Below are 20306 nucleotides of genomic sequence, written 5' to 3' on the forward strand. Positions count from 1 at the left end.
TTAAGCCACATTGTAGCGGCTTGCTGCAGGCTTAATACTCCATTAAGCCATATTGTAGCCGCTACAGGCTGACCTCTAGTGCCATTCTGCAGCTTTTTTACGAGTCGCTGCCTGCTTACAGGAGTGGCAAAGGTAGGGTGGAATACTGTAGGCCGCTCTGCTAGGTGGCGAGGCTAGCCGCAGGGTGTGTCCCTCCTTTTTTGAGCATCGCTACGGTGGTATGCGCATCTTTTAATTCTGAAATTTATTTTATAAATTTGAGATGTAGGCTATTAGCAGCCGCCTCTTTTTGTGGAAATGCTGCTGTAGGCTTTGCTGGTATATACTCTAAACTTATTCGAATATGCCATCACCACCCAGAATCCCTCGGCTATTTGCCGATTTTCGCGGATACATCAATCTAACGGCTAGCTATCTTTTCGAGGATACGCCCGAGCCGAACTACCTGAGGTTAAATATTTCGGAGGAGGAGGCTACCACCTGGCGCCAATTTGCCGAGCAGTGGAATCCGCTTTACTCGTTGTACATCGATAAGCATCGCAGCCGTACTGCCAACGTCAGAGCCGAGCTGCTGAGTATTATGAATAGCGCTATTAGCTTTGATAGGAGCTGCCACTTTCTCGATCGGATTGGCAGCTCACCCAACACCACCATCCGCGATGTGGAGATATTCAACATTCGTAAGGGGCTGCTACAGAAAAGGGTGTACACCAAACCGACCTCTGCCATAAGCGAGCTGGTTATGGTGGTGATGCAGCCCATTGGCGGTGGCACAATGAGGGTTCGATGCTTTGGTGGTTCCGCACGACGGGCAGCCATACTAAAGCCAGCCAGCTGTGTTCAGTATTGCTACAAGGTAGGTGATACGCCTCCCGAGGAGCCTCTTGAAGAGTGGAATTCAACCGCGTTCTCCACCAAGGCGTCGTTTACACTCCATCTAGGTGCGCAGCACTTTGGGAAGATGCTGTACATCCATCTGCGCTGGTATAGCACCCGGCATCCCCATCTTTCAGGTCCGTGGAGCAGCCAGTATATGACGGTTATCCTATAGGCGGTGTTGCCTTTTATTATCGGAATGCCTGCGGAAGACAAATAGCCTGGTTGGCATGGGGAGATTTCTGTTTTGGTAATTCTTAACATTCGGAATTGTTCCAGAATGCTAGCTTTGCAGGCTACTGATGGGATACCTTAGGAGACATATTATTTTACGATTTACGGCATTGCTGCTAGCGATGCACGTACTTAACTTTAGTGTGGACTCTCCCGATCTTTATCCCGACTGCTTTGCCGAAGATCTTTCGCTAAACGACATGGAAAGTATTGTCGAAATAGTGATGGAAAAGGTGCTTCATATCGACAATGCCATTCCGGAGCACGACGAGCCAGATGATAATGGCTCTATTAGTGTAGATCTCCAATACTACGTGCTCGAAGCGCCTGTTACTGTTGCTTTAGTTTCGTCGTATACCGAGTATGTCTACCCTATTAGCTGGTCGGAGTCGTGCAAGAGCCAGTATAGCCATAATATAATTCCCCCTCCTCCCAAAGCATAGCGCTCTCTTAGCAGGTGCCTTAACCTGTCGGTATATATCGGCATGGTAGGGTACTCTATTGTCCAAACTTTCAGTACAACATCTAAGAAATTTATTGTAACAATGAAGTGCTATGCATTGCTATTGAGCTGCTGTGCCTTTACATTTCTGGCATCTTGCTCGTCAAAGACGTCGGTAAAGAGCGATAGCAGGTTTAAGGTGGTAACCCCTTCGGTTATCGATACGGTTTATGAGAAAGAGTATGTTGCCCAGGTAAGCGCGCTGGCTAATGTGGAGGTTCGTGCGCGCATTAAGGGTATTATTGAGCGGGTTTATGTAGACGAGGGGCAGCATGTGGCCAAGGGGGCGCTGTTGTTTACCATCAGCAGCAGCCAGTATCGGCAGGAGCTGCTAAAGGCAAAAGCGGTGCTGAAGAGCGCGCAGGCCGATCTTCGAGCTGTAGAGATAGAGCTGGATGGTACCCGTAAGCTGGTAGACCGGAAGGTGGTGTCTGACGCAGAAATGGAGATGGCCAAGGCAAGGTGCGAGGCGGCCAAAGCTAAGGTTTCCGAGGCACAGGCCGATTGGGAGCAAGCCGCTCTGAACCTATCCTATACTCAGGTTAGAGCTCCTTTTGATGGAGCCATCAATCGGATACCAAACAAACTAGGAAGCTTGGTAGAGGAGGGGGCTATGTTAACCACCATCTCCAACAGCAGCGCTATGCTGGTGTACTTTAACCTGTCGGAAAAGGAGTATCTGGAGTATGCTGCCGCAAAGGATAGGGGGCAGAACAAGGTGGTTACGCTTATGCTGGCTAACAACACTCTTTATGGGCATAAGGGCGTGGTGGAAACCACCGAAAGCGAGTTTGATAGAGGAACGGGGAATATTGCTTTCCGTGCCCGCTTTCCCAATCCCGAGCACATCTTGAAGCACGGAAGCAGCGGAAAGGTAGTGGTGAAAAATGAGCTTAAGCATGCGCTGGTAGTTCCCAAGAAGTCTACCTTCGAAATACAAGGGAATACCTACGTCTATTTGGTAGATGCAGATAGTAGGGTAAGGCTGCAAAAGATAACGCCGATGGTTAGCCTAGCCCACCTATATGTCATTCGTGATGGGGTTTCGCTTCGTGATCGGTTTATCTACGAAGGTATTCAGCAGGTGAAGGAGGGGGATAGAATAAATCCCGAGGTGGTAACCTTGGCCCATGCCTTATAAAGTAGGAGGAGTGTATGGTAGCAAAATTTATACGCCGTCCGGTGCTTTCGATGGTTATAGCCATCGTTATCATGCTTCTTGGCCTGCTGGCGATATCCCAATCGTCGGTAGAGCAGTTTCCTGAAATTGCACCTCCCGAAGTTAACGTCACGGCTCAATACCCTGGAGCCAATGCCGAAGTGCTAACCAAAACTGTTGTAAGGCCGTTGGAGCGCGCCATCAATGGGGTGGCAGGGCTGAAGTACATGATCTCTACAGCGGGTAACGACGGGACGGCAATCTTACAGATGCGATTTCAGACGGGTACCGATCCCGAGATGGCCGCCGTTAACGTGCAGAACCGGGTGTCTACAGTTGTGGGAGAGCTGCCTGCCGAGGTACGGCAGAACGGATTGGAGGTAAAGAAGGAGGTGAACAGCATGCTGATGTACCTTAACATCAGTAGCAACGATCCTTCGCTCGACGAGAAGTTTCTCTACAACTTTGCCCAGATAAATATCTACGACGAGCTTAAGCGCATCGATGGTGTGGGCTTCATTGACGTGATGGGGCAGCGCGAGTATGCCATAAGGGTATGGCTTAAGCCCGATAGGCTGACGGCCTACAACCTATCGGCCAATGAGGTGCTGGAGGCGCTGCAGGCGCAGAACGTGGAGGCTGCTCCTGGTCAGCTAGGAGAGAGCTCCGACAAGCATCCGCAGGCAATGCAGTTTGCGCTGCGCTATACGGGTAAGTTTACCGACGAGAAGCAGTATGGCAATATCGTCGTAAAGTCTGATTCCGATGGGCGCATTGTGAGGCTAAAGGATATTGCCGATGTGGAACTCAGTACGGCTTTTTTTGACGTGAAGGCCAAGAAGGATGGTCGCCCTGCGGCATCGATACTGCTTAAGCAGCTTCCTGGCTCTAACGCCTCCGACGTGATAAAGAAGGTGAAGGCTCGCATGTCGGTGCTGAAGAAGGATACGTTCCTTCCGGGAATGGATTACAGCATCGGCTACGACGTGTCGCAGTTTTTGGAGGCATCCATACACGAGGTGATTAAGACGCTGGCTATTGCCTTTGTGCTGGTCTCGTTGGTGGTATTCCTCTTTCTGCAGAATTTTCGATCGACCCTGATTCCTACCCTAGCCATACCGGTATCGCTGGTTGGCACCTTCTTCTTTATGCCCTACTTTGGGCTATCCATTAATATGATTACGCTTTTTGCGCTGGTGCTGGCTATCGGAGTGGTGGTTGATGATGCCATCGTGGTGGTCGAGGCTGTTCATACTAAAATGGAGCGGTTGGGTGTTGGTCCTTTGGAGGCAACAACAGCTGCCATGCGCGAAATAACGGGCGCGATTGTCTCCATGACGCTGGTTATGGTGGCGTTTTTTATCCCGGTGTCCTTTATGGGAGGGCCTGTAGGGATGTTTTACCGCCAGTTTGCCATCACTATGGGCATCTCGGTGATTATATCATGTATTACCGCGTTAACCCTTTCGCCTGCGCTTTGTGCCCTTATCCTAAGGCCTGTGAGAAAAGCTAGCCGTACGCCAAAAGGATTTGTTGGTCGCCTGCTCGCGGGTTTCGAGCGCTGGTACCAGCAGATCGAGCTAAGGTATCGTAGGATTGTGGAGCTAATTGTTAACCGTAGGATGGTAACCTTTGGGGTGCTCATCGCTTTCGCATTGGGCACTTGGGGGCTTTCGGCCATCACTCCAACGGGATTTATACCGGGTGAGGATCAGGGAACAATCTACTGCTCCATAACGCTGCCCCGTGCAGCCACCATCGAGCGTACAGAGAAGGTGGTTGATCAGGTGCAGCAGATTGCCAACGGGATAGATGGCGTAGAATCGGTTTCGTCGCTGGCTGGGCAGAATATCATGGTGGATGGTACTGGTCCTATATATGGAACTCTAATTATCAACCTCGATAGCTGGAGCAGGCGTAAGCATTCGGCTGACGATATTATTGCAGAGCTCTACGCGAAAACGCGCCACATTAAGTCGGGCGAAGTAGAGTTCTTTGCACCACCGCCAGTATCGGGCTACACTAGTGCAGGAGGCTTTGAATTTTACTTGCAGGATAAGTCGGGGAAGGACGATCAGAACGAAATGCAGCGCGTTACCGATCATTTCATCGAAATGCTAAGGCAGCGACCCGAGATACAGTCGGCCGTAACCATCTTCGACGCCAACTTTCCGCAATATCTGATAAACGTAGACTACGAGAAGGCCGCGCAGAAGGGGGTAACCGTGGAGGCTGCCATGGGAAATCTGCAAACCCTTATTGGGGGGGAGTACGCATCCAACTTTGTGCGCTTTGGCAAGATGTTTAAGGTTATGGTGCAGGCCGATCAGCTGTATCGTGTTACTCCCGAGGATGTGCTTAAGCTTAACGTCAAAAACGATGCGGGATTAATGGTACCCTACTCGTCGTTTGTTACGCTCGGGCGAACTTATGGACCCGAAAAGATAATGCGCTACAACATGTACACCGCAGCCCAAATTACGGGCGATGCCGCACCGGGTTATAGTACGGGCGATGTTATAAAGGCAATTCAGGAGGTTGCCCAAGCATCGTTACCCAAGGGCTATGGCTTCGAATGGTCGGGTATAACGCTCGATGAGGTAACCTCGGGTGGTAAAGGTATGCTCATATTTCTAGTGTCGATACTGTTCATCTACTTGGTGCTGGCAGCACAGTACGAGAGTTTCCTACTTCCGTTTCCTGTGCTGCTGTTCTTGCCGCTTGGGATGTTTGGCTCGTTTGCCTTTCTGGTTCTTCTAGGGCTAGAGAACAATATTTACGCGCAGATTGCCCTTCTGATGCTTATCGGGATTCTCGGTAAAAATGCAATTTTAATAGTGGAGTATGCCGTGCAACGCCGTTGTGTAGGCCGTACAATCGTTCAGTCTGCCGTCGAGGCGGTGTCTGTCCGCTTACGGCCTATTCTTATGACCTCTTTTTCCTTCGTTGCGGGGTTAGTCCCGCTTATTTTTGCAGCAGGCGTGGGCGCAAATGGTAATAGGACAATTGGTTCTGCAGCTGCAGGGGGGATGATTTTTGGAACTGTATTGGGGGTTCTGCTCATCCCTGGTTTGTACGTTGTCTTTGCCGTATTCTCCGAAAAGATTAGTAAAAAAAAGGCGAGAACGAGCTCGCAGCTTACCGAAAAACAAGAAGAATATGAAGAGGTTTTTTAGACGATTAGGGGTGCTAGCGGCTCTACTAGCGGTTTTGGGTGGCTGCAAGACGTTAAGCACCAACCTGAGCATTCCCCAGCAGCGCATCCCCTTATCTTACCAGCAGGAACACGCAGATAGCGCTAACATTGCGCGCATTGAGTGGCGGCAGTACTTTTCCGATTCGATGCTGCTGCAGCTTATCGATACTGCGCTTGCCAATAGCATGGATCTACAGGTGGCATTTCAGCGCGTTGAGGCTTCACGTTGGCTCGTTAAGGGAGCATCGGGAGCAATGTTGCCCCAGGTGTCGGCTGATATATCAGGTGGTGTTAGCCGATTTGGACTTTATACAAGTGATGGAGCGGGTAATGCAAATTCTGAAATTGCTCCCGGGAAGCAGACCCCAAAGCATCTTCCCGATTACCGTATAGGGCTGACATCGACATGGGAGGTGGCTGCATGGGGAAAGTTGCGCAACCAGCGGAAGGCGGCAGTTGCTAGGTATCTATCTACTGCCGAGGGGGTAAACTTGGTTATTACCTCGCTTATTGCCGATGTGGCCGAAGCCTACTACGAGCTGCTTGCGCTAGATAATGAGCTCGATATTATACGGCAGGCTGCCGCAAAAAATGAGGAGGCTCTCGAAATTGCGGTAATCCAAAAGCAGGTAGGGCGTGCTAACGAGCTGGCCGTACAGCAGCTAAAGGTGCAGCAGATTGGATCTCAGGTGATGGAAAAGGAGAAGCAGCAACAGCGCGTGGAGACAGAGAACCGACTTAATTTTTTACTAGGACGGTTTCCTAAGCCCATAGCGTGCTGTAAGGAGATGCTTTTCAGCGAACTTCCGCACCAAATTGCGGTAGGCTTGCCCATGCAGCTCCTTCTTAACCGACCAGATATTCGTGAGGCGGAGCTCCAAGTAAAAGCTGCGCAGTTTGATTTAAAGGCGGCTCGGGCTGCATTCTTCCCCTCATTGAATATCTCGGCAAGTTACGGGCTTAATGCATACAGCATGGGCTATCTGTTTAAGTCGCCAGCATCACTTGCGTACTCTATTCTTGGTGGACTATCCCTCCCGCTGATGAACAGGAGCGCACTTAAGGCTGAGTTTGGCATAGCAAAGTCAAATCAGCTAGAGGCAATGTACGTCTACCAAAAGACAATCCTTAATGGGTATATCGAGGTAGTTAATCAGCTCTCTAATATTGATATGTTGAGGCAAGTAGGCTCTCTCAAAAAACAGGAGTGCATGGCTATAAATCAGTCAATAGAAACCTCAATCGACCTATTTAAAACCGCTAAAGCTAGCTATTTGGATGTGCTGATGGCGCAACAAAATGCGCTGAATGCAAATCTCGAAATGATCTCGACCTACAAGCAGCAGAGGATTGCCGCTGTTGGCATGTATAAGGCGTTAGGAGGAGGGTGGAAGTAGAGGAGAATTAATTGGATGGTAAATGCTGGAGGTTGCCCGTTATTGGGCAACCTCCTTTTTTTAGAAATACGCAGGCATGCGCGTAAGAGCATCTGTTTTATTACCCTAACCATGCAGATAGCATAGAAAGAGGCGAGTCGGTTACGGTTCGCCTCTCCACTTTTCCGAACATTTTAATACCTTAAGGCCGGCTTACGTAGGCTTTGCTATAGATTGAAGATTTAACTATTCGTTACTGCTATGAAAAGAAAAGTTGTAAAGACGCTATTGTGGCTCTCGTTAGGGGTGCTATGGGTGGTGTTTGTTAGGATAGGGGATAGGAATGGCATAAAAATCGCCGATTTTATTCCGCTGGCAGGGATTGCTGCTGCTTTGATTTTTGATAGCGTTAGGGATATCCAAAAGCGGCGGATGGATATTCGAAAACGGGTTTTGGCGATAAACGACGGTAGAACGTTTGCCTACGACAATATCCTTATTTCAAAGAGCGAGGATAACGACCGTGCGATTAAGGTTAGAAACGATTTATTTTGGATTGACCTAAAGGACGGTAGTGCTATCGACGAGCGTAAGCTGCTAGATTCGCTAGTTGCAGACTTTAGGAGGCTATCGCGCGAGAATTCATCCTTCCGAAAGGTAATGGCAGATCGGCTTATTGAGTTTTCGCTGGTGGATAATGTCAGCTTAGAGGGAAAGATATTAGCACAAAAAAGTATGGCTTTTAGCGATATTTGTCGGTAGGCCGCTGTTGCTACAGCTGCCCTTGTCAGCTGCCGATAAATGGTGTAGCATCTGGCCGTATGGCGCATTGTCCTGCAGCATCTGCCGTAACCTGCTAGTCGCTTAGGGAGATGGGTGCGCCGCAGAATTAACGACAACAACTACTAAAAAATGGATAGAACTATTAGGCTACTTTCATTCGTTCTTTTACTGCTGATGCTCGCACCGCAGATGGGGCATGCGCAGGAGCAAAGGCCAGCCGCGTTGGCGGCGGGTAGGGCGGATGTGCTAACGGGGTTTAACCAAAATTTTTCGATGATGCCCTACCTGAGCCCGACCATGTGCGATAACATTCGGCAGCTTCGGCCTAGGCTGCTGCGCTATCCGGGTGGTACCGTTACCCATAGCTGGGATTGGAGGAGGGGCGTCATAACATCCCGAAAGAGTAGGGTGTCTCACCCAATTGGTGAGGTGAAAAAGCTGGCGGACTATACGGGGGCAAAGTTTGTATTTGTGCTCGATGTTTTAAATAAATCGGTAGAGGATCAGATCCAGATGCTGGCTTCGATAGAGCAGCTAGGTGTAGAAATTGCCTTTATAGAGATGGGGAACGAGCTCTACGCCCAAAACGAGGAGTACGTAGCAGCCTTCCCTAGCGGTAAGGATTACGCCTTACGGGTTAATAGCTGGATTCCAGAGCTGCGAAAGAGATTCCCAAAGGCAAAGATTGCCGCTCTGCTGCTAGGCCGAAAGGTAAGGAAGGGGAACGAAAGAATGTATAGCTGGAATAGGCAGGTGGTGGATGCTACTTTTAAAGGCGTAGATGCCTATACCTACCATATTTACATAAACCCCAATAGTACCTTCGAGCAGGAGAAGTCGGAGTTTGTGGAGGTTACTCAGAATGCTAAAACAGGAAGTAAGGAGCTGTGGATAACCGAGTATGGGAGTAATCAGGATAGGGCTAATCCGACCTACTACGTGGAGCTGGAGGCGCTATCCAACTTTATAGAATCATTTCCCAATGTTACCATTGCCCTAAACCATCAGCTTGTAGGAGGTACAAAAAACAAGCTGACGGAGGATGGTAGTCGGCTAGTAGAGGAGGGGCAGCTCTTTTTGCGACGGGCGCAAAGGTAAGCTTGTAGTAGGTAGTGGTTAGCCCGTTGGCGAGTTAACGCCTGCGCGCCTTTCTGTGGAGCTTACGACTAACCAAAAATAGGAAACCTACGGCAGTAAAGGGTAGGCATACTATTAGCACCGTCAGAAGCGACTGTCCAACCGAAAAATGGTTGGCCGTGTAGTTGTGCAGGTAGATGGGGATGGCAAATATTAGCCCAACAAGAATGAATATCACCCCGCCAAGCAGCTCCTTTTTCCAGGCCAATAGGAGAATGAGCAGCAGCACAATCGACGGGATAAGGTGTAGAAAGAAGTTGCCTAGCTGCTGTATCACGGAGTAGCGAGGATCGAAAGCGTCGAAAGCAAAGATGCTAATAAACAGGATGGATGCGATGGCAAGTAGGCGGGGTGCCCAGTAAGCAATTTTTAGTGATGCCTTCATGTTTGCTTCTATTTTATATTCTTTACCTATCTGCTTTTAACGGATAGCCTTTTAACGGATAGCCGCTTTTTATGCTAGCTGGTCTGCTGATGCCTTCTTTTATCCACTTGATGGGCCGCTAAGAAGAGCACCCCTACAAGGGTAAACGGCATGGAGGCGAGTAGGGTAATGCCAATACTTTGCAGGTAGGTATAGGTGCTAGCGTCCCAAAGCTGCATAAGTAGTATTATGCTAAAGGTGATACCTAAAAGCGTGTACACCACTCCTCCCGCGTAGCTCCATCTGCAGGCAAAAAGAAGTAGGGCTAGCAGCATAAGGCTGGGTATAAGCTCGAATACAAAGGTTCCCAGCTGCTGGCCTGTGGTTAGGGTGGGGGATGTTGGGCTGATGGTGATGGCTCCAGTAAGCAGCATGAGCGCCGCTGCTGCAGCTCGTGGTATCCAATATATAACCTTGTAGTTTCTCATGGTTAGATGGTTTAGATTCCTACTCGTATGGCTTTTCGGTTCTGCCCGTTTTTGCAATGAATTTCGATCCCATGTAATTCATATAACATTCGAGGAGCGATTTTGATTCATCGGAGGCAATGAATTTGGCTCTTTTTTTAGGGAGAACGCTGCGCCTGTTTTGGGGGAAGTGGTAAAAAAAATAGCCTTGAGCGAACTCAAGGCTAAACTATTTAATCAATCAAGCTTACCATAGTAAGGAGGTACTCCAACCAGCATAGTGTAAGGAGCTATACCGTTTGGGAATACCTACGGCTTACTAAGTCTTTTCACATAGTCGAATACATTAAGAAATGCCTTGGTAGGCTCGCGGTCTGGCTCTGCCGACTTATCGAAGTTGTCTACCATACTTTCTGCGCTACCCCAGAAGGTTACCACTATCCCTTTAAAACGCTCCTGCATGGCAGGCGATGACTCCTTTCTAAACTTTATAATATCTTGGGTTTGCAGCATCGAAACCTCGTGCTTATTCCACACGCAGGTAGCCACATTAAACCCTTTCATGGCAAAGTATATGGCCGTTTTATCGGGACGCTCGTAGTGCCAGTCGCAGATAAAAATATCTTTGGCAATAAGGTCTATGGCGCGGTGGGTGCAATTCATGCTGGCCTCCCACATGCCCATTCCTGTTTGCTGTCCATCTATTAGCCGATCTCCCCACATCCAAAGCTTTCTGTTTTTCTGGGCCAGATGGTTTCTAATAAGGTTCACCTCGCCCGCAAAAAGCTCGGCTTTATCTCTACCCGCACAGCGTGGGCACTTCTCCTCCCCCAGGTAGAAAACCTCGTCAAGTCCTGCATGAAAATCGTTTGCCTCGAATACCTCCGTCAGCTCGTCGATAAGCTCAAATACTATTTTGTGTACATCGGGATGTAGGGGGCAGTAACTTTTACAGTACAGCCCATCGCTATTGGGCCAGTCGTACTTTTCGGGCATTTTAACCCAAGGCGTTTCGTCAAACTGTGGGTAAACCTTAAGGAGCCTTTCCTCCTTCGATGCCCACGATTGGTGTCCAAGCAGGTTTATTTGCGGAACAATTTTAATTCCGTTCTTTTTACATACGCCTACGATTTTCTTAACATCCTTTTCTGTGAGGGTAGTGTCGTTTCTTAGCTCGGGATGCGTTTTGTAGGCATAGTTGTAGTCTACCCGAAGTATAAGGGTATTTACGCCTCTAGGGGCTAGCTCCTTTTCGATAAATGCTACAAATCTGTCACAGCTTTTTGCCTGTGGGGCAGCAATGCTAAGGCCTCGAATGGGCATTATGCTGTCTGTTACGCACTGAGCCTTTGCTAAAAATGGCATGGCTAGGATGGCTACGAGAGCGATAATTCTCATGGTTAAAATTAGCGGTTAGTGGAACGTTTTGAGGTATTTTTATTGGTAGTAAAGCAACCCTTTTTTGGGAGTTGTGCCTTTTATTTATACTGCCACTAAGCTAATAAGTATATAAATAACATACCAGTAGGCAAGTTCTTGTACAGGTTGGGAGGAGTGCTTGTGGTAGCTGTCATTTTGTAGCCGCTATCCTTTTATGACAAACATAGCAGGGGGGAGGATAAAGAAAAGGCCCCTAAAACTAGGAGCCTTTGTTGCTATTGTTGGTAGTTCATCTCTACTTGTTGGCCGATTTGTAGGCAAGGTTGCAAAGCTTATAAAGCAGGCGGGCACCTACGTTGGCATCCCACTCGCCCTCTTCGGCAGGAGCAACCTCTACTAGGTCGAATCCTACAATCTTACGTCCGCTTTCGGCTACCAGCTTAAGAAGGTAGATGGCCTCTTGGTACGATAGTCCGCCAGGAACAGGAGTACCTGTTGTTGGGCAGTTATCGGGAGTTAGTCCATCGATATCGAAGCTTATGTAAACGTTGCTTGGTAGCTGCTCTATTATCTGCTCGCACTGCTCATGCCAGGTCATGCCCTGAAATTTCTCCTCAGCGATTTCAAAATCGGTGAAGGGAACAACCTTAGGGTGGTTCATGGCGAAGTCGATCTCCTCTTCGCTAAAATCGCGAACGGCAACCTGTACCAGTCTATCAACCTTTGGTAGCTTGTCTAGCACGTTGTACATTATGGAAGCATGCGAGTAAGTAAACCCTTCGTAGGCAACACGTAAATCGCAGTGCGCGTCAATATGCAGAATACCTAGCCCTTCGTGCTTTTCGGATAGCGCTTTGATTAGACCGAATGGTACGCTGTGCTCTCCGCCAACAACCCCAACTATTTTTCCTTTTTCAATCCACTCCTTAGCTTCCTCGTAAACGTACTCGTTTAGTGCCTCAGAAGCGGTGTTGATTGTTTTTAGATGCTTTACAATTGCTGAAGACGTTTCCTGCTCTCCGTTTTCAAGGCGCTCGATAACATCCTCTGCCAGCTCGCGAAGCTCTGCCGATTTGGCTCGCCAGTCTTCATCTGTCGGAAGGGTTCCAATGCCAACCTTCCAGGCATCCTTTACAAAAGGATCGTACAGGTCTAGCTGAGGAGAGGCGTCTAGTATTGCCTGTGGTCCATCTGCTGTTCCGGGTGCGTACGATGTGGTCACATCCCAAGGTACTGATAGAAGAACTACGTTCGATTCTTCGGGGGTGTAGGGAAGTGCGAAATAGTTGCCGTTGGGCATTCCAACGCCGTTGGGGTTAAACTCCATAATTAAAGTTCGTTTAGCATTCGTTTTACATAGTTAGGTAGTGCGAATGCTGCACGGTGTACCGCTGCGTTGTAGTAGTTTAGCAGGTGGTTCGTACCGAAGCGTTCAGCACATTCATCTTCAACTTTGGTTACGTCAACCTCGCCCTTGGTTGCGAGCTGAAAGCTCCAAGTTCCCGATGGGTAGGTTGGTATGTGAAATAGAAGAGTCTTCACGGTTTCCTTGCTGAATACCTCCTTTAGGCAGACGTTCAGCTCGGCAAAGGCGTGGCTGTTGAATAGCGGAGACTCGGCCTGCGTTACCAGAATTCCGGTAGGGGTAAGCGCGCGGCGGCAGTTTTCGTAGAATCCTTTCGAGAAGAGTCCTTCTGCAGGGCCTACTGGGTCTGATCCGTCTACAATTATAAGGTCGTAGCTCTCTGGCTTAGCCTCGGCCAAATACTTAATGCCATCGCCAATTATAAGGGTCAGCTTGGGGTGGTTGAAGCTGCGCGAAATGGAAGGAAGGAATTGCTTCGATGCTTCGATTACGTTTTCGTCAATTTCTACCATGGTTACCTTGTCGATAGAGGAGTGGCGTAGCACCTCTCTGATGGTACCTCCATCGCCTCCGCCAATAACTAGCACGTTTTTGATTGCACCATGCGATAGTATTGCTGGGTGGCTAATCATTTCGTGGTAGTGGGTCTCGTCCTTTTCGGTACACATTACCATGTTGTCGATGGTAAGCGCTGTTCCGTAGGCGTAGGTATCAATAATACGGGTACGCTGGAAAGGAGATGTCTTATCGTAAAGCACCTCGCCGGTGTAGCGGAGCGATAGCGCTTGGTTGTCGTCCTTATCGGTAAACCACACGTTCCGGTTGAAGGTCTCTGGGTTGACGTGCTTCTTAGCCTCCTCCCGAATGTTGTTCATGTCGAAGTCAACTCGGCTTAGAAGGTTTAACGAGCCTCTTTTCATCTCTAGGGCAGAGTAGTTGCTCGATTCGAATACCTTTTTTAGGTAGTCGAAAGAGATCCATGGGTCTACAGAATCGCCGCATGTAAATAAATCTACAGCTGCGTAGCCATATTCGGGCCAAGTATGAATGGCCAAATGGCTTTCTTGTATTACCACAACACCAGATACTCCGTAAGGAGAAAAGTGGTGAAAGGTTGAGTTGATAACGGTTGCGCCAGCTTTAGATGCTGCTTTTACCATTCCTTGCTCAATTACAAACACGTCGTTGAGGATTTCGGGATTACAGCCCATGAACTCAACTAAGATGTGCCTTCCTAATGCAGACATTACGTGGGTTTAATTAATATAACAATCGATAATTGAGCAAAGATAGCCGATTTAGCTTTTAATTCCAACCCTGTGTAGGCGCATCGTGCTATTTACAAGTTAAATGTGGTTATGTATGCTTCAGAATGGATGGGGTGGGGTGCCGGGGGATTTCTATAAAAAGAAACCGAGAGCGGTTGAGGGCTCTCGGTTATGCTACCTATTTTTTGTATATCCCGTTTTCGTTGCGGTATTGTGAGTTCGAGTACCAATCGGGGTAAAGCGTACCTCCCGACTCGGCCCAACTTTGAAACTTTAGATAGGCATCTAGGATGCTTGTCTTTTCGGTTGGATAGTCAAACTGGCTGGGGAGGTAAAGAGCCCAAGGTAGGTTGCCTGCCGTTACGTAGTATCTTCCCTGATCGGGCTTAGAGGCATCGTTAGCGGTACCAAATAGGCTGGTGTTTGCTAGCGATGTTGGCTTGGCGTTGGGCAGGTGTATCTCCACCTTTCGCTCCATGTTCTTAATTAGGAAATGGTTTAATGGCATGGAGCCAACCTCCTCGACTGCCTTTGGTGCGGCCAAGGTTATTTTGATGTTGAGGGTATCCGATTTTCCTACAGGGTTTCCTGTTATGGCGTTAAAGGTAGAACCTCCTGCTCGGTGAATCATATTTTCGGTATTGTCCCAAAGTATAACCACGGCTTTGTCCGGACCGTTTTCTGTTCCGTTGCTGTTTTCGGTAATGTAGCCTTGGCTGTTGCTATTCGATCGGGTTACCGACTTAATGTCTCCAGGTAGCAGCTTATCCAGTTGTAGGCCGAATCCGCTTTTGTACGATCCGCCTACTGCGGCAACGTAGTATTTACCAACAATATCAACAACTAGGTTACGCGCGTTGGTTACATATTTCACCTGAGCGTTTACCACTAGGTCGTTAAAGTCGTAGTCGCCAGTAGAGGGCCACAAGTCTTCGAAGGCAAAGGTGGCAAAGCCGCTCTTTGATGGGTAGTAGCTATCAAAGGCCCTATCTGGATCGCTGGGGTAGTCGTCTAGGATATCTGCCACTCCGTCGCCATCCTTGTCTATATCTTTAGGTTTTCCTATTCCTATAGGATTGCACTCCGAAATGGGAATTACGTTTGTTGCATTTTCGAGTTTAACGAATGTAGCTCCGTTGGTAAAGTTGGCCAACGATCCATTTTTTAGGGTTTCGTTTGCATCAGCCCATTCTATTGCTCCGCTAATTTTTGAGTTGCCATTAATGGTTGCGCTGCCTGTCGAAATTATGGAGTTCTGGCTGCCGCTACCTGTTATGCCAACATTGAATGTGATATCGTTTGCCTTTATCATCGACTGGTTTTGTAGGGTTAGTATGCAGGAACCATTAACCGCTATAGAGCTAGCGGCTTGCACGTAACCACTATTACAGGTGAAAGTCCCATTGTTGAAGTTTATGTTGTTATGGGATATGATTTTACATTCGTTTTTGTAAATTCTAGCAACATTAATGTTGATATTTCCATCCGCCTCTACGGTTCCGCTATTAAGAAGACCTTGGTTGAAATCTATGGTGCCCAATACGCGAATAATGCCTGTGTTGTTTACGGAGCCGTCGTTGTTGCCTGTTGTCAAGTTCTGGCCTATTGATATTTTCCCATAGTTGGTGATATTTCCATTAGGGGCAAATCCGCCGCTAAAAGACATGTTGCTGGAGTAGTTGGTTATGCTCGAACTTGACGAGTTCATGTTGAGCGACTCGAACTTGACGGTTGTATTAGGCCAAGCAACTATTTGCGAGTTGGCGTCCATACTTAAGTTTTGAACGTTTAGCGTTCCTCCCTCAGCAACCACAATGTTACAATTTGAACCTAGGGTTGCCGAAGTGATGGTAGCATTCCCACATATCCGAAGCGTTCCTCCGCCGCTCCAAAACTCAAAGTTAAGCGCTCCGTTAAAAGTCCCTGTTATGCAGTAGGTTTTCCCTCCAGTAATGGTTGCAGTTGCGCTTCCGCTTATGGAACTTTCGCAACCTGTGTTACAGTCGGGCCCCGAAATAACCACCGTTTTTTGTGATTTGGCTTTTACGGTTGATGGAATTGTGTAGCTTAAGGTATTACCGCTGATATCTTGGCTAACCGTTGTTTCTCCTCCTGTTGGGTAGGATATTTTGAGGTAAAGAGTCTTGGTTGTTACAGGAAGATTTTGTGTCAATTTGTACGGATATCCGTAGCCAACAGCTCCGCTATTTATTGGGGTTGAGCCGCTGGTTGGGTTGCTCGTATAAATACTTACCTTATAAAGTAGCCCATTGGCATTGGCATCACCCGACTGAATGTTGATGCTGACTGCACGTGTTGTTTCCCATGTAAAGGAGGAGGGGATGGTTAGCGTTTCTTCGGGATTGCTGTTTTCTTCGAAGCTGCTTTTCTTACACGATGCTGCTATTAGGGCAATGCTAAACGCGTAAATAAGAATTCTACTCCAGTAATGTCTCATTATCTCGTTATTTAATGTTGGTAATAGATCTAATGCGATGAATTTTAAACGCTAAGATTCCTTTTGAGTTCATTAATATGGGTATTGTATTACTTTTTGGGAGTAGAATTAGATATGCTAACAGATATTTCGAATGGGGAACTCTATCTTATGCGAAATCTCTGTATTTCAAATTTAACAACTCGTTAACCAGCTCTAACAAAGTCTTAACCCATCCGGGCAATAATCTGTTGTATTTTTGTAGTGTAGAAAAAGAGATTAAAGATTGAGTGGTGTTGAAAGGAACTCTTTTTCTACAAAATGAAAGTTGGCACAATTCTTGGTTTATGATTAGTAAACTTCATAATTCCAAATGAGTTCAAGCTGACAATTACTGGTTGATGCAAAGCATAAGCAGTAGCAGAATAAACGGTTTTTTCATAGATTTAGAAATGGTTAGACAAAATAAATCCCGATGTGATATCGGGATTTATTTGTTATAGGGCTTACCCTATTTGTGCGATGGTTTAAATTTGTTTGCCAGCTGCATAAGTAGGTTTGGGGCGTTTTCTTTTGCTGTTGGAATATTATCCCAAGGTATTATCGGTTGGGTTGATTCCTCTTTTTCTGTAGCTTGGCTAGTATATACGGTAAAGCTGTTGGGTAAGCTATCCTTAAAGAATACCTTCCAGTTCGAACTGTTTGTTTTACATTGGGCTATGCATAGCTCGGTATTTTGGAGCAGCGAGCAAAGCATGTCGCTAAACCGAGGAAATCCTAGCTGCTTATAGCTGAATCCTATGATAACCTCCTTTATGGCACAATCTACCGTTGATGGATTCACACCTTCAACAAAGCTATGCTTAAATTCTATATCGGCACTCATCCAGCCGATAATCTCTTTTAACTTTTCGGTGATTTCTGTAGTAGATCCGTTTGCATTAATATGCTTAACATCTCTTACTAGCCTCTTTATTCGCTCATCTTTTAGTACAAAATCGGAGACCTTATTTTTGTCGTCGTTCTTATTTTGCATGGCTACGGAGCCAGTTGGTTTAAACCCTTTGAAGCCAACTTTAAAGTTAGAAGGAGGCGTAAAGTAGACGGACAGGTCTGTTTTTTTTGTTGCATGTACCAAAAAGTCGATGAATCGGTCGTATCCTAGTGCCGATGGATCGAAGTTGGGGATGGTAGCATCAAGCAGCTCCCGAATTACCGATGGGTTTATGCCTTGCTCTAGCGATTTCTTGTACTCCTTCGAGCGGGAAATTTGCTGTATTAGATCGTTGATTTTTATCCAGATTAGATTGTTGTTGTCCGGTTCACCATTATCTTTCATCTTATCTATAAGGTGCATGTTTCTGGTGTCGGCAACGCGGATGTTTATGCGCTCGTTTTCTAGCTCAGGATCTTCTATCCAAATAAAATGATCGCAAACAGCCGAGAACATTTTGTTTGTTGCATTTTTATAGGCGCACCCAATAACCGTTTTTCCGTATTGATGTAGCTGATGAACCAGGTTGGCGTAGGCTCCATCTCCTGAAATTATTACGTAGCAGGTAATTTCGGGGTGGGTGTGGAGCACCTCCATCACATCAATGCACAGCCTTATGTCGGAAACATTTCGGAGATTCCCGCCATGCGTGCCAAAGACGGTTATTGGCTCGATATCTAAGTCTACAAGATCGTTTAATAGGAAGGAGAGTTTTGGGTTAAACCAGTTAGCGTAAGCTTTGTGCACGGCTATTCGTCCTGTCTTCTCCGTATCTAGTATTAGCCGTATGATCTCTTTAATGGAAAGTCCTTTCACGACTTTGGGGCTTATACCGTATCCTTTTGTGAGATTTTCAATGTCAATGAAAATTCCAGTGTTGTAGGGAGCGTTGGAGTTCATTGCTGGTTAAGATTTAGGTTGTTGTAAAAATGGATGATTAAATTTATGTAAAAAACATTAATTTGTCAATATTTTGTAAGAAAAAAAGGCCGCGGGCACCACCCCACGGCCAACACCTAAATCACAACCTAAGATGTGCCTCTCAGGCACAGCTTATATCTTTATCAATTACTTGATTTTACTTCTTTTCATGAGCTCGTCTATTTGACGAAGCGCTATTTTGGGATTGGCTATTACGTTGCAACCAGCCACGCAGCCTCCTTCACAGCTCATCACCTCGACAAAATTGCCGCTGCACGATTGTGGGAATGTCTTTAGCATCTTAATTTGTGCTTTATCTATTCCGTTTATGATAACTGGCTCGACCTGTGCATGAGGTGCGTATGCCTTAACGGCGTTGGTAACACCACCAGAGTAGCCAAATCCACGTGCTACGTTGGTAATATCGTTGCTTATTACCTCTTCGGTAGCATTGGCTATTTCGACACCATGAGCAACCATCATTGCCCCAAACTCTTCGAAGCTAACTACCAAATCAACGTTGGGGTCACTGTAGGCTTCGTGACGTTTTCCAGTACAGGGAGCAATCATAACAAGAACTCCATCTGGATACTTTTGGCGGGCTATTTCAGCCGTGTAGTACATTGGCGTTTTGGTATGCGATACGAATGGTTTTAGCTCCGGAATGTGCTTTTCTACCAAATTTACGTATGATGGACAGCAGGAGGTTGTCATAAATGGTGCGCCTTCTTCCAGTCGCTCAACAAGTTCTGCCGCTTCGTTTTCGGTGGTAACATCGGCTCCAAGAGCAACTTCAACCACGTCGTCAAATCCAAGCTCCTTTAATGCGCCAACAATTTTCTCCATTGGAACCTTAAACTGTCCTGCAATAGCTGGTGCTGCTAAGGCTACCACCTTTTTTTCTGACTTAAAGGCCTTGTAGATCTCCACAAAGTGGGTTTTCTCCATTATGGCCCCAAAAGGACATGCCCCAATACATTTGCCGCAGTTGATACATTTGGCTTTGTTGATATGCTCTATTCCGTGCTCATCTTTGCTAATTGCGCCTACGGGACAAGATTCCTCGCAAGGTACTGGCTGGTAGATGATGGCGTGAAATGGGCAAACTCGTTGGCAGATACCACAGTTCACGCACTTATGCGGCTCTATTGACGCCTGTCCGTTGTGGAAGTCTATTGCCTTTTTATTACAATTCATCACGCACGGACGCGCAACGCAGCCGCGGCACATGTTGGTCACTACATAGTTTGCTTTTACGCACGAGCTACAAGCTTCATCCACCACCGTTAGCATGGTGTCCGTAACCTTTTCCCTATCGAATGCTTTTCTGGCATATTCTGATAGCGAGGTAAGCTCGTCTTCTTCGTCTTCTACATTATAGCCAAGTAGCGCCATGATGCGATACTTGATTACAGCTCTATCTTTGTGGATACAGCAGCGCGATGTTTCGCTGTAGCGAGGGCGCATTTCAATCGGAATTCTATCTATTTCTTTTTCGATTGTTCCCTCGTTAAGCTGCTTCGATATTCTGGTTAGCAGCTCACGGCGAATGAGCATTGCGTTGTTGGTAACAGCCATTATTCTCCTCCTAACTCTTCCTTAATTACTTCTATAATACTAGATACCGATGCTTCTCGGATAACCTTTCCATTTACTTCTGCGTATGGCGCCTTTACGGGCTGCTCGTTGGTGCAGTACCCCAAGCAGGGAGAGCCTTTTATAAAAACTCTATCCTTTAGATTCTCGGGCAGGATATCCTGCAGTGTCCAAAGGTCTGAGCCTCCCATTACATAGCACAGCGTTCCTGTGCAAATTTTTACTGTTATCATAGCCTTAGTTGCTGTTA

Annotated in this window: 16 protein-coding genes; 7 read left to right on the forward strand and 9 right to left on the reverse strand. The window is 47.1% G+C overall.

From position 1 onward, the window contains the following. Positions 1–343: 343 nt before the first annotated feature. The 7 genes from L990_RS11480 (at position 344) to L990_RS11510 (ending at position 9224) form a co-directional block, all read left to right on the forward strand. The gene (locus L990_RS11480) at positions 344–1051 is read left to right on the forward strand and encodes a hypothetical protein (protein ID WP_047449238.1); all 708 of its coding nucleotides are present in this window, start codon (positions 344–346) and stop codon (positions 1049–1051) included. Positions 1052–1178: 127 nt separating this feature from the next. Further along, positions 1179–1553, forward strand: a complete 375-nt coding sequence (locus tag L990_RS19255) for a hypothetical protein (protein WP_052180936.1) — start codon at positions 1179–1181, stop codon at positions 1551–1553. 102 nt (positions 1554–1655) lie between these two features. Then, entirely contained in the window at positions 1656–2753 is a 1098-nt protein-coding gene (locus tag L990_RS11490) for an efflux RND transporter periplasmic adaptor subunit (protein WP_047449372.1), read from the forward strand. Positions 2754–2767: 14 nt separating this feature from the next. Next, the gene (locus L990_RS11495) at positions 2768–5947 is read left to right on the forward strand and encodes an efflux RND transporter permease subunit (protein WP_047449241.1); all 3180 of its coding nucleotides are present in this window, start codon (positions 2768–2770) and stop codon (positions 5945–5947) included. Beyond that, positions 5931–7364 (forward strand): efflux transporter outer membrane subunit, encoded by a 1434-nt coding sequence (locus tag L990_RS11500; protein ID WP_047449244.1) that lies wholly within the window; start codon positions 5931–5933, stop codon positions 7362–7364. Before L990_RS11495 ends, L990_RS11500 begins: the two co-directional genes overlap by 17 nt. A gap of 240 nt (positions 7365–7604) precedes the next feature. Further along, positions 7605–8105, forward strand: coding sequence for a hypothetical protein (locus L990_RS11505; protein WP_047449249.1), 501 nt, complete (start codon positions 7605–7607; stop codon positions 8103–8105). A gap of 150 nt (positions 8106–8255) precedes the next feature. Next, positions 8256–9224, forward strand: coding sequence for a glycosyl hydrolase (locus tag L990_RS11510; RefSeq protein WP_156121522.1), 969 nt, complete (start codon positions 8256–8258; stop codon positions 9222–9224). 34 nt (positions 9225–9258) lie between these two features. Here L990_RS11510 and L990_RS11515 read toward each other — a convergent pair whose 3' ends face one another. The 9 genes from L990_RS11515 to L990_RS11555 all read right to left on the reverse strand — a co-directional run bounded on the left by L990_RS11515 (position 9259) and on the right by L990_RS11555 (position 20289). Continuing rightward, positions 9259–9648 carry a hypothetical protein gene (locus tag L990_RS11515; RefSeq protein ID WP_052180937.1) on the reverse strand — a complete coding sequence of 130 codons (390 nt, stop codon included), beginning with the start codon at positions 9646–9648 and terminating at the stop codon, positions 9259–9261. 74 nt (positions 9649–9722) lie between these two features. Next, a complete protein-coding gene (locus L990_RS11520) occupies positions 9723–10115 on the reverse strand; it encodes a hypothetical protein (RefSeq protein ID WP_047449255.1) in 393 nt (130 codons plus the stop codon). Positions 10116–10403: 288 nt separating this feature from the next. Then, entirely contained in the window at positions 10404–11459 is a 1056-nt protein-coding gene (locus L990_RS11525; RefSeq protein ID WP_052180953.1) for a family 20 glycosylhydrolase, read from the reverse strand. 310 nt (positions 11460–11769) lie between these two features. Then, positions 11770–12801 (reverse strand): agmatinase, encoded by a 1032-nt coding sequence (speB, locus tag L990_RS11530; protein WP_047449262.1) that lies wholly within the window; start codon positions 12799–12801, stop codon positions 11770–11772. 2 nt (positions 12802–12803) lie between these two features. Beyond that, the gene (gene speE / locus L990_RS11535; RefSeq protein ID WP_047449264.1) at positions 12804–14087 is read right to left on the reverse strand and encodes a polyamine aminopropyltransferase; all 1284 of its coding nucleotides are present in this window, start codon (positions 14085–14087) and stop codon (positions 12804–12806) included. Between the two features lie 199 nt (positions 14088–14286). Continuing rightward, entirely contained in the window at positions 14287–16566 is a 2280-nt protein-coding gene (locus L990_RS19260; protein WP_052180938.1) for an LruC domain-containing protein, read from the reverse strand. A 490-nt stretch (positions 16567–17056) separates the two neighbouring features. Then, positions 17057–18439 (reverse strand): NYN domain-containing protein, encoded by a 1383-nt coding sequence (locus L990_RS11545; protein WP_047449267.1) that lies wholly within the window; start codon positions 18437–18439, stop codon positions 17057–17059. A gap of 168 nt (positions 18440–18607) precedes the next feature. Continuing rightward, positions 18608–20038 carry a monomeric [FeFe] hydrogenase gene (locus L990_RS11550; RefSeq protein ID WP_047449271.1) on the reverse strand — a complete coding sequence of 477 codons (1431 nt, stop codon included), beginning with the start codon at positions 20036–20038 and terminating at the stop codon, positions 18608–18610. Then, the gene (locus tag L990_RS11555; protein WP_047449273.1) at positions 20038–20289 is read right to left on the reverse strand and encodes a hypothetical protein; all 252 of its coding nucleotides are present in this window, start codon (positions 20287–20289) and stop codon (positions 20038–20040) included. Before L990_RS11555 ends, L990_RS11550 begins: the two co-directional genes overlap by 1 nt. Positions 20290–20306: the final 17 nt, after the last annotated feature.

It is taken from the genome of Alistipes sp. ZOR0009 (genome assembly GCF_000798815.1).
GTDB lineage: Bacteria > Bacteroidota > Bacteroidia > Bacteroidales > ZOR0009 > Acetobacteroides.

What these genes read in the sequence shown, in the direction of transcription:
- L990_RS11480 (WP_047449238.1), top strand. Translation starts at nt 344, where the DNA reads ATGCCATCACCACCCAGAATCCCTCGGCTATTTGCCGATTTTCGCGGA.
- L990_RS19255 (WP_052180936.1), top strand. Translation starts at nt 1,179, where the DNA reads ATGGGATACCTTAGGAGACATATTATTTTACGATTTACGGCATTGCTG.
- L990_RS11490 (WP_047449372.1), top strand. Translation starts at nt 1,656, where the DNA reads ATGAAGTGCTATGCATTGCTATTGAGCTGCTGTGCCTTTACATTTCTG.
- L990_RS11495 (WP_047449241.1), top strand. Translation starts at nt 2,768, where the DNA reads ATGGTAGCAAAATTTATACGCCGTCCGGTGCTTTCGATGGTTATAGCC.
- L990_RS11500 (WP_047449244.1), top strand. Translation starts at nt 5,931, where the DNA reads ATGAAGAGGTTTTTTAGACGATTAGGGGTGCTAGCGGCTCTACTAGCG.
- L990_RS11505 (WP_047449249.1), top strand. Translation starts at nt 7,605, where the DNA reads ATGAAAAGAAAAGTTGTAAAGACGCTATTGTGGCTCTCGTTAGGGGTG.
- L990_RS11510 (WP_156121522.1), top strand. Translation starts at nt 8,256, where the DNA reads ATGGATAGAACTATTAGGCTACTTTCATTCGTTCTTTTACTGCTGATG.
- L990_RS11515 (WP_052180937.1), bottom strand. Translation starts at nt 9,648, where the DNA reads ATGAAGGCATCACTAAAAATTGCTTACTGGGCACCCCGCCTACTTGCC.
- L990_RS11520 (WP_047449255.1), bottom strand. Translation starts at nt 10,115, where the DNA reads ATGAGAAACTACAAGGTTATATATTGGATACCACGAGCTGCAGCAGCG.
- L990_RS11525 (WP_052180953.1), bottom strand. Translation starts at nt 11,459, where the DNA reads ATGCCATTTTTAGCAAAGGCTCAGTGCGTAACAGACAGCATAATGCCC.
- speB (WP_047449262.1), bottom strand. Translation starts at nt 12,801, where the DNA reads ATGGAGTTTAACCCCAACGGCGTTGGAATGCCCAACGGCAACTATTTC.
- speE (WP_047449264.1), bottom strand. Translation starts at nt 14,087, where the DNA reads ATGTCTGCATTAGGAAGGCACATCTTAGTTGAGTTCATGGGCTGTAAT.
- L990_RS19260 (WP_052180938.1), bottom strand. Translation starts at nt 16,566, where the DNA reads ATGAGACATTACTGGAGTAGAATTCTTATTTACGCGTTTAGCATTGCC.
- L990_RS11545 (WP_047449267.1), bottom strand. Translation starts at nt 18,439, where the DNA reads ATGAACTCCAACGCTCCCTACAACACTGGAATTTTCATTGACATTGAA.
- L990_RS11550 (WP_047449271.1), bottom strand. Translation starts at nt 20,038, where the DNA reads ATGGCTGTTACCAACAACGCAATGCTCATTCGCCGTGAGCTGCTAACC.
- L990_RS11555 (WP_047449273.1), bottom strand. Translation starts at nt 20,289, where the DNA reads ATGATAACAGTAAAAATTTGCACAGGAACGCTGTGCTATGTAATGGGA.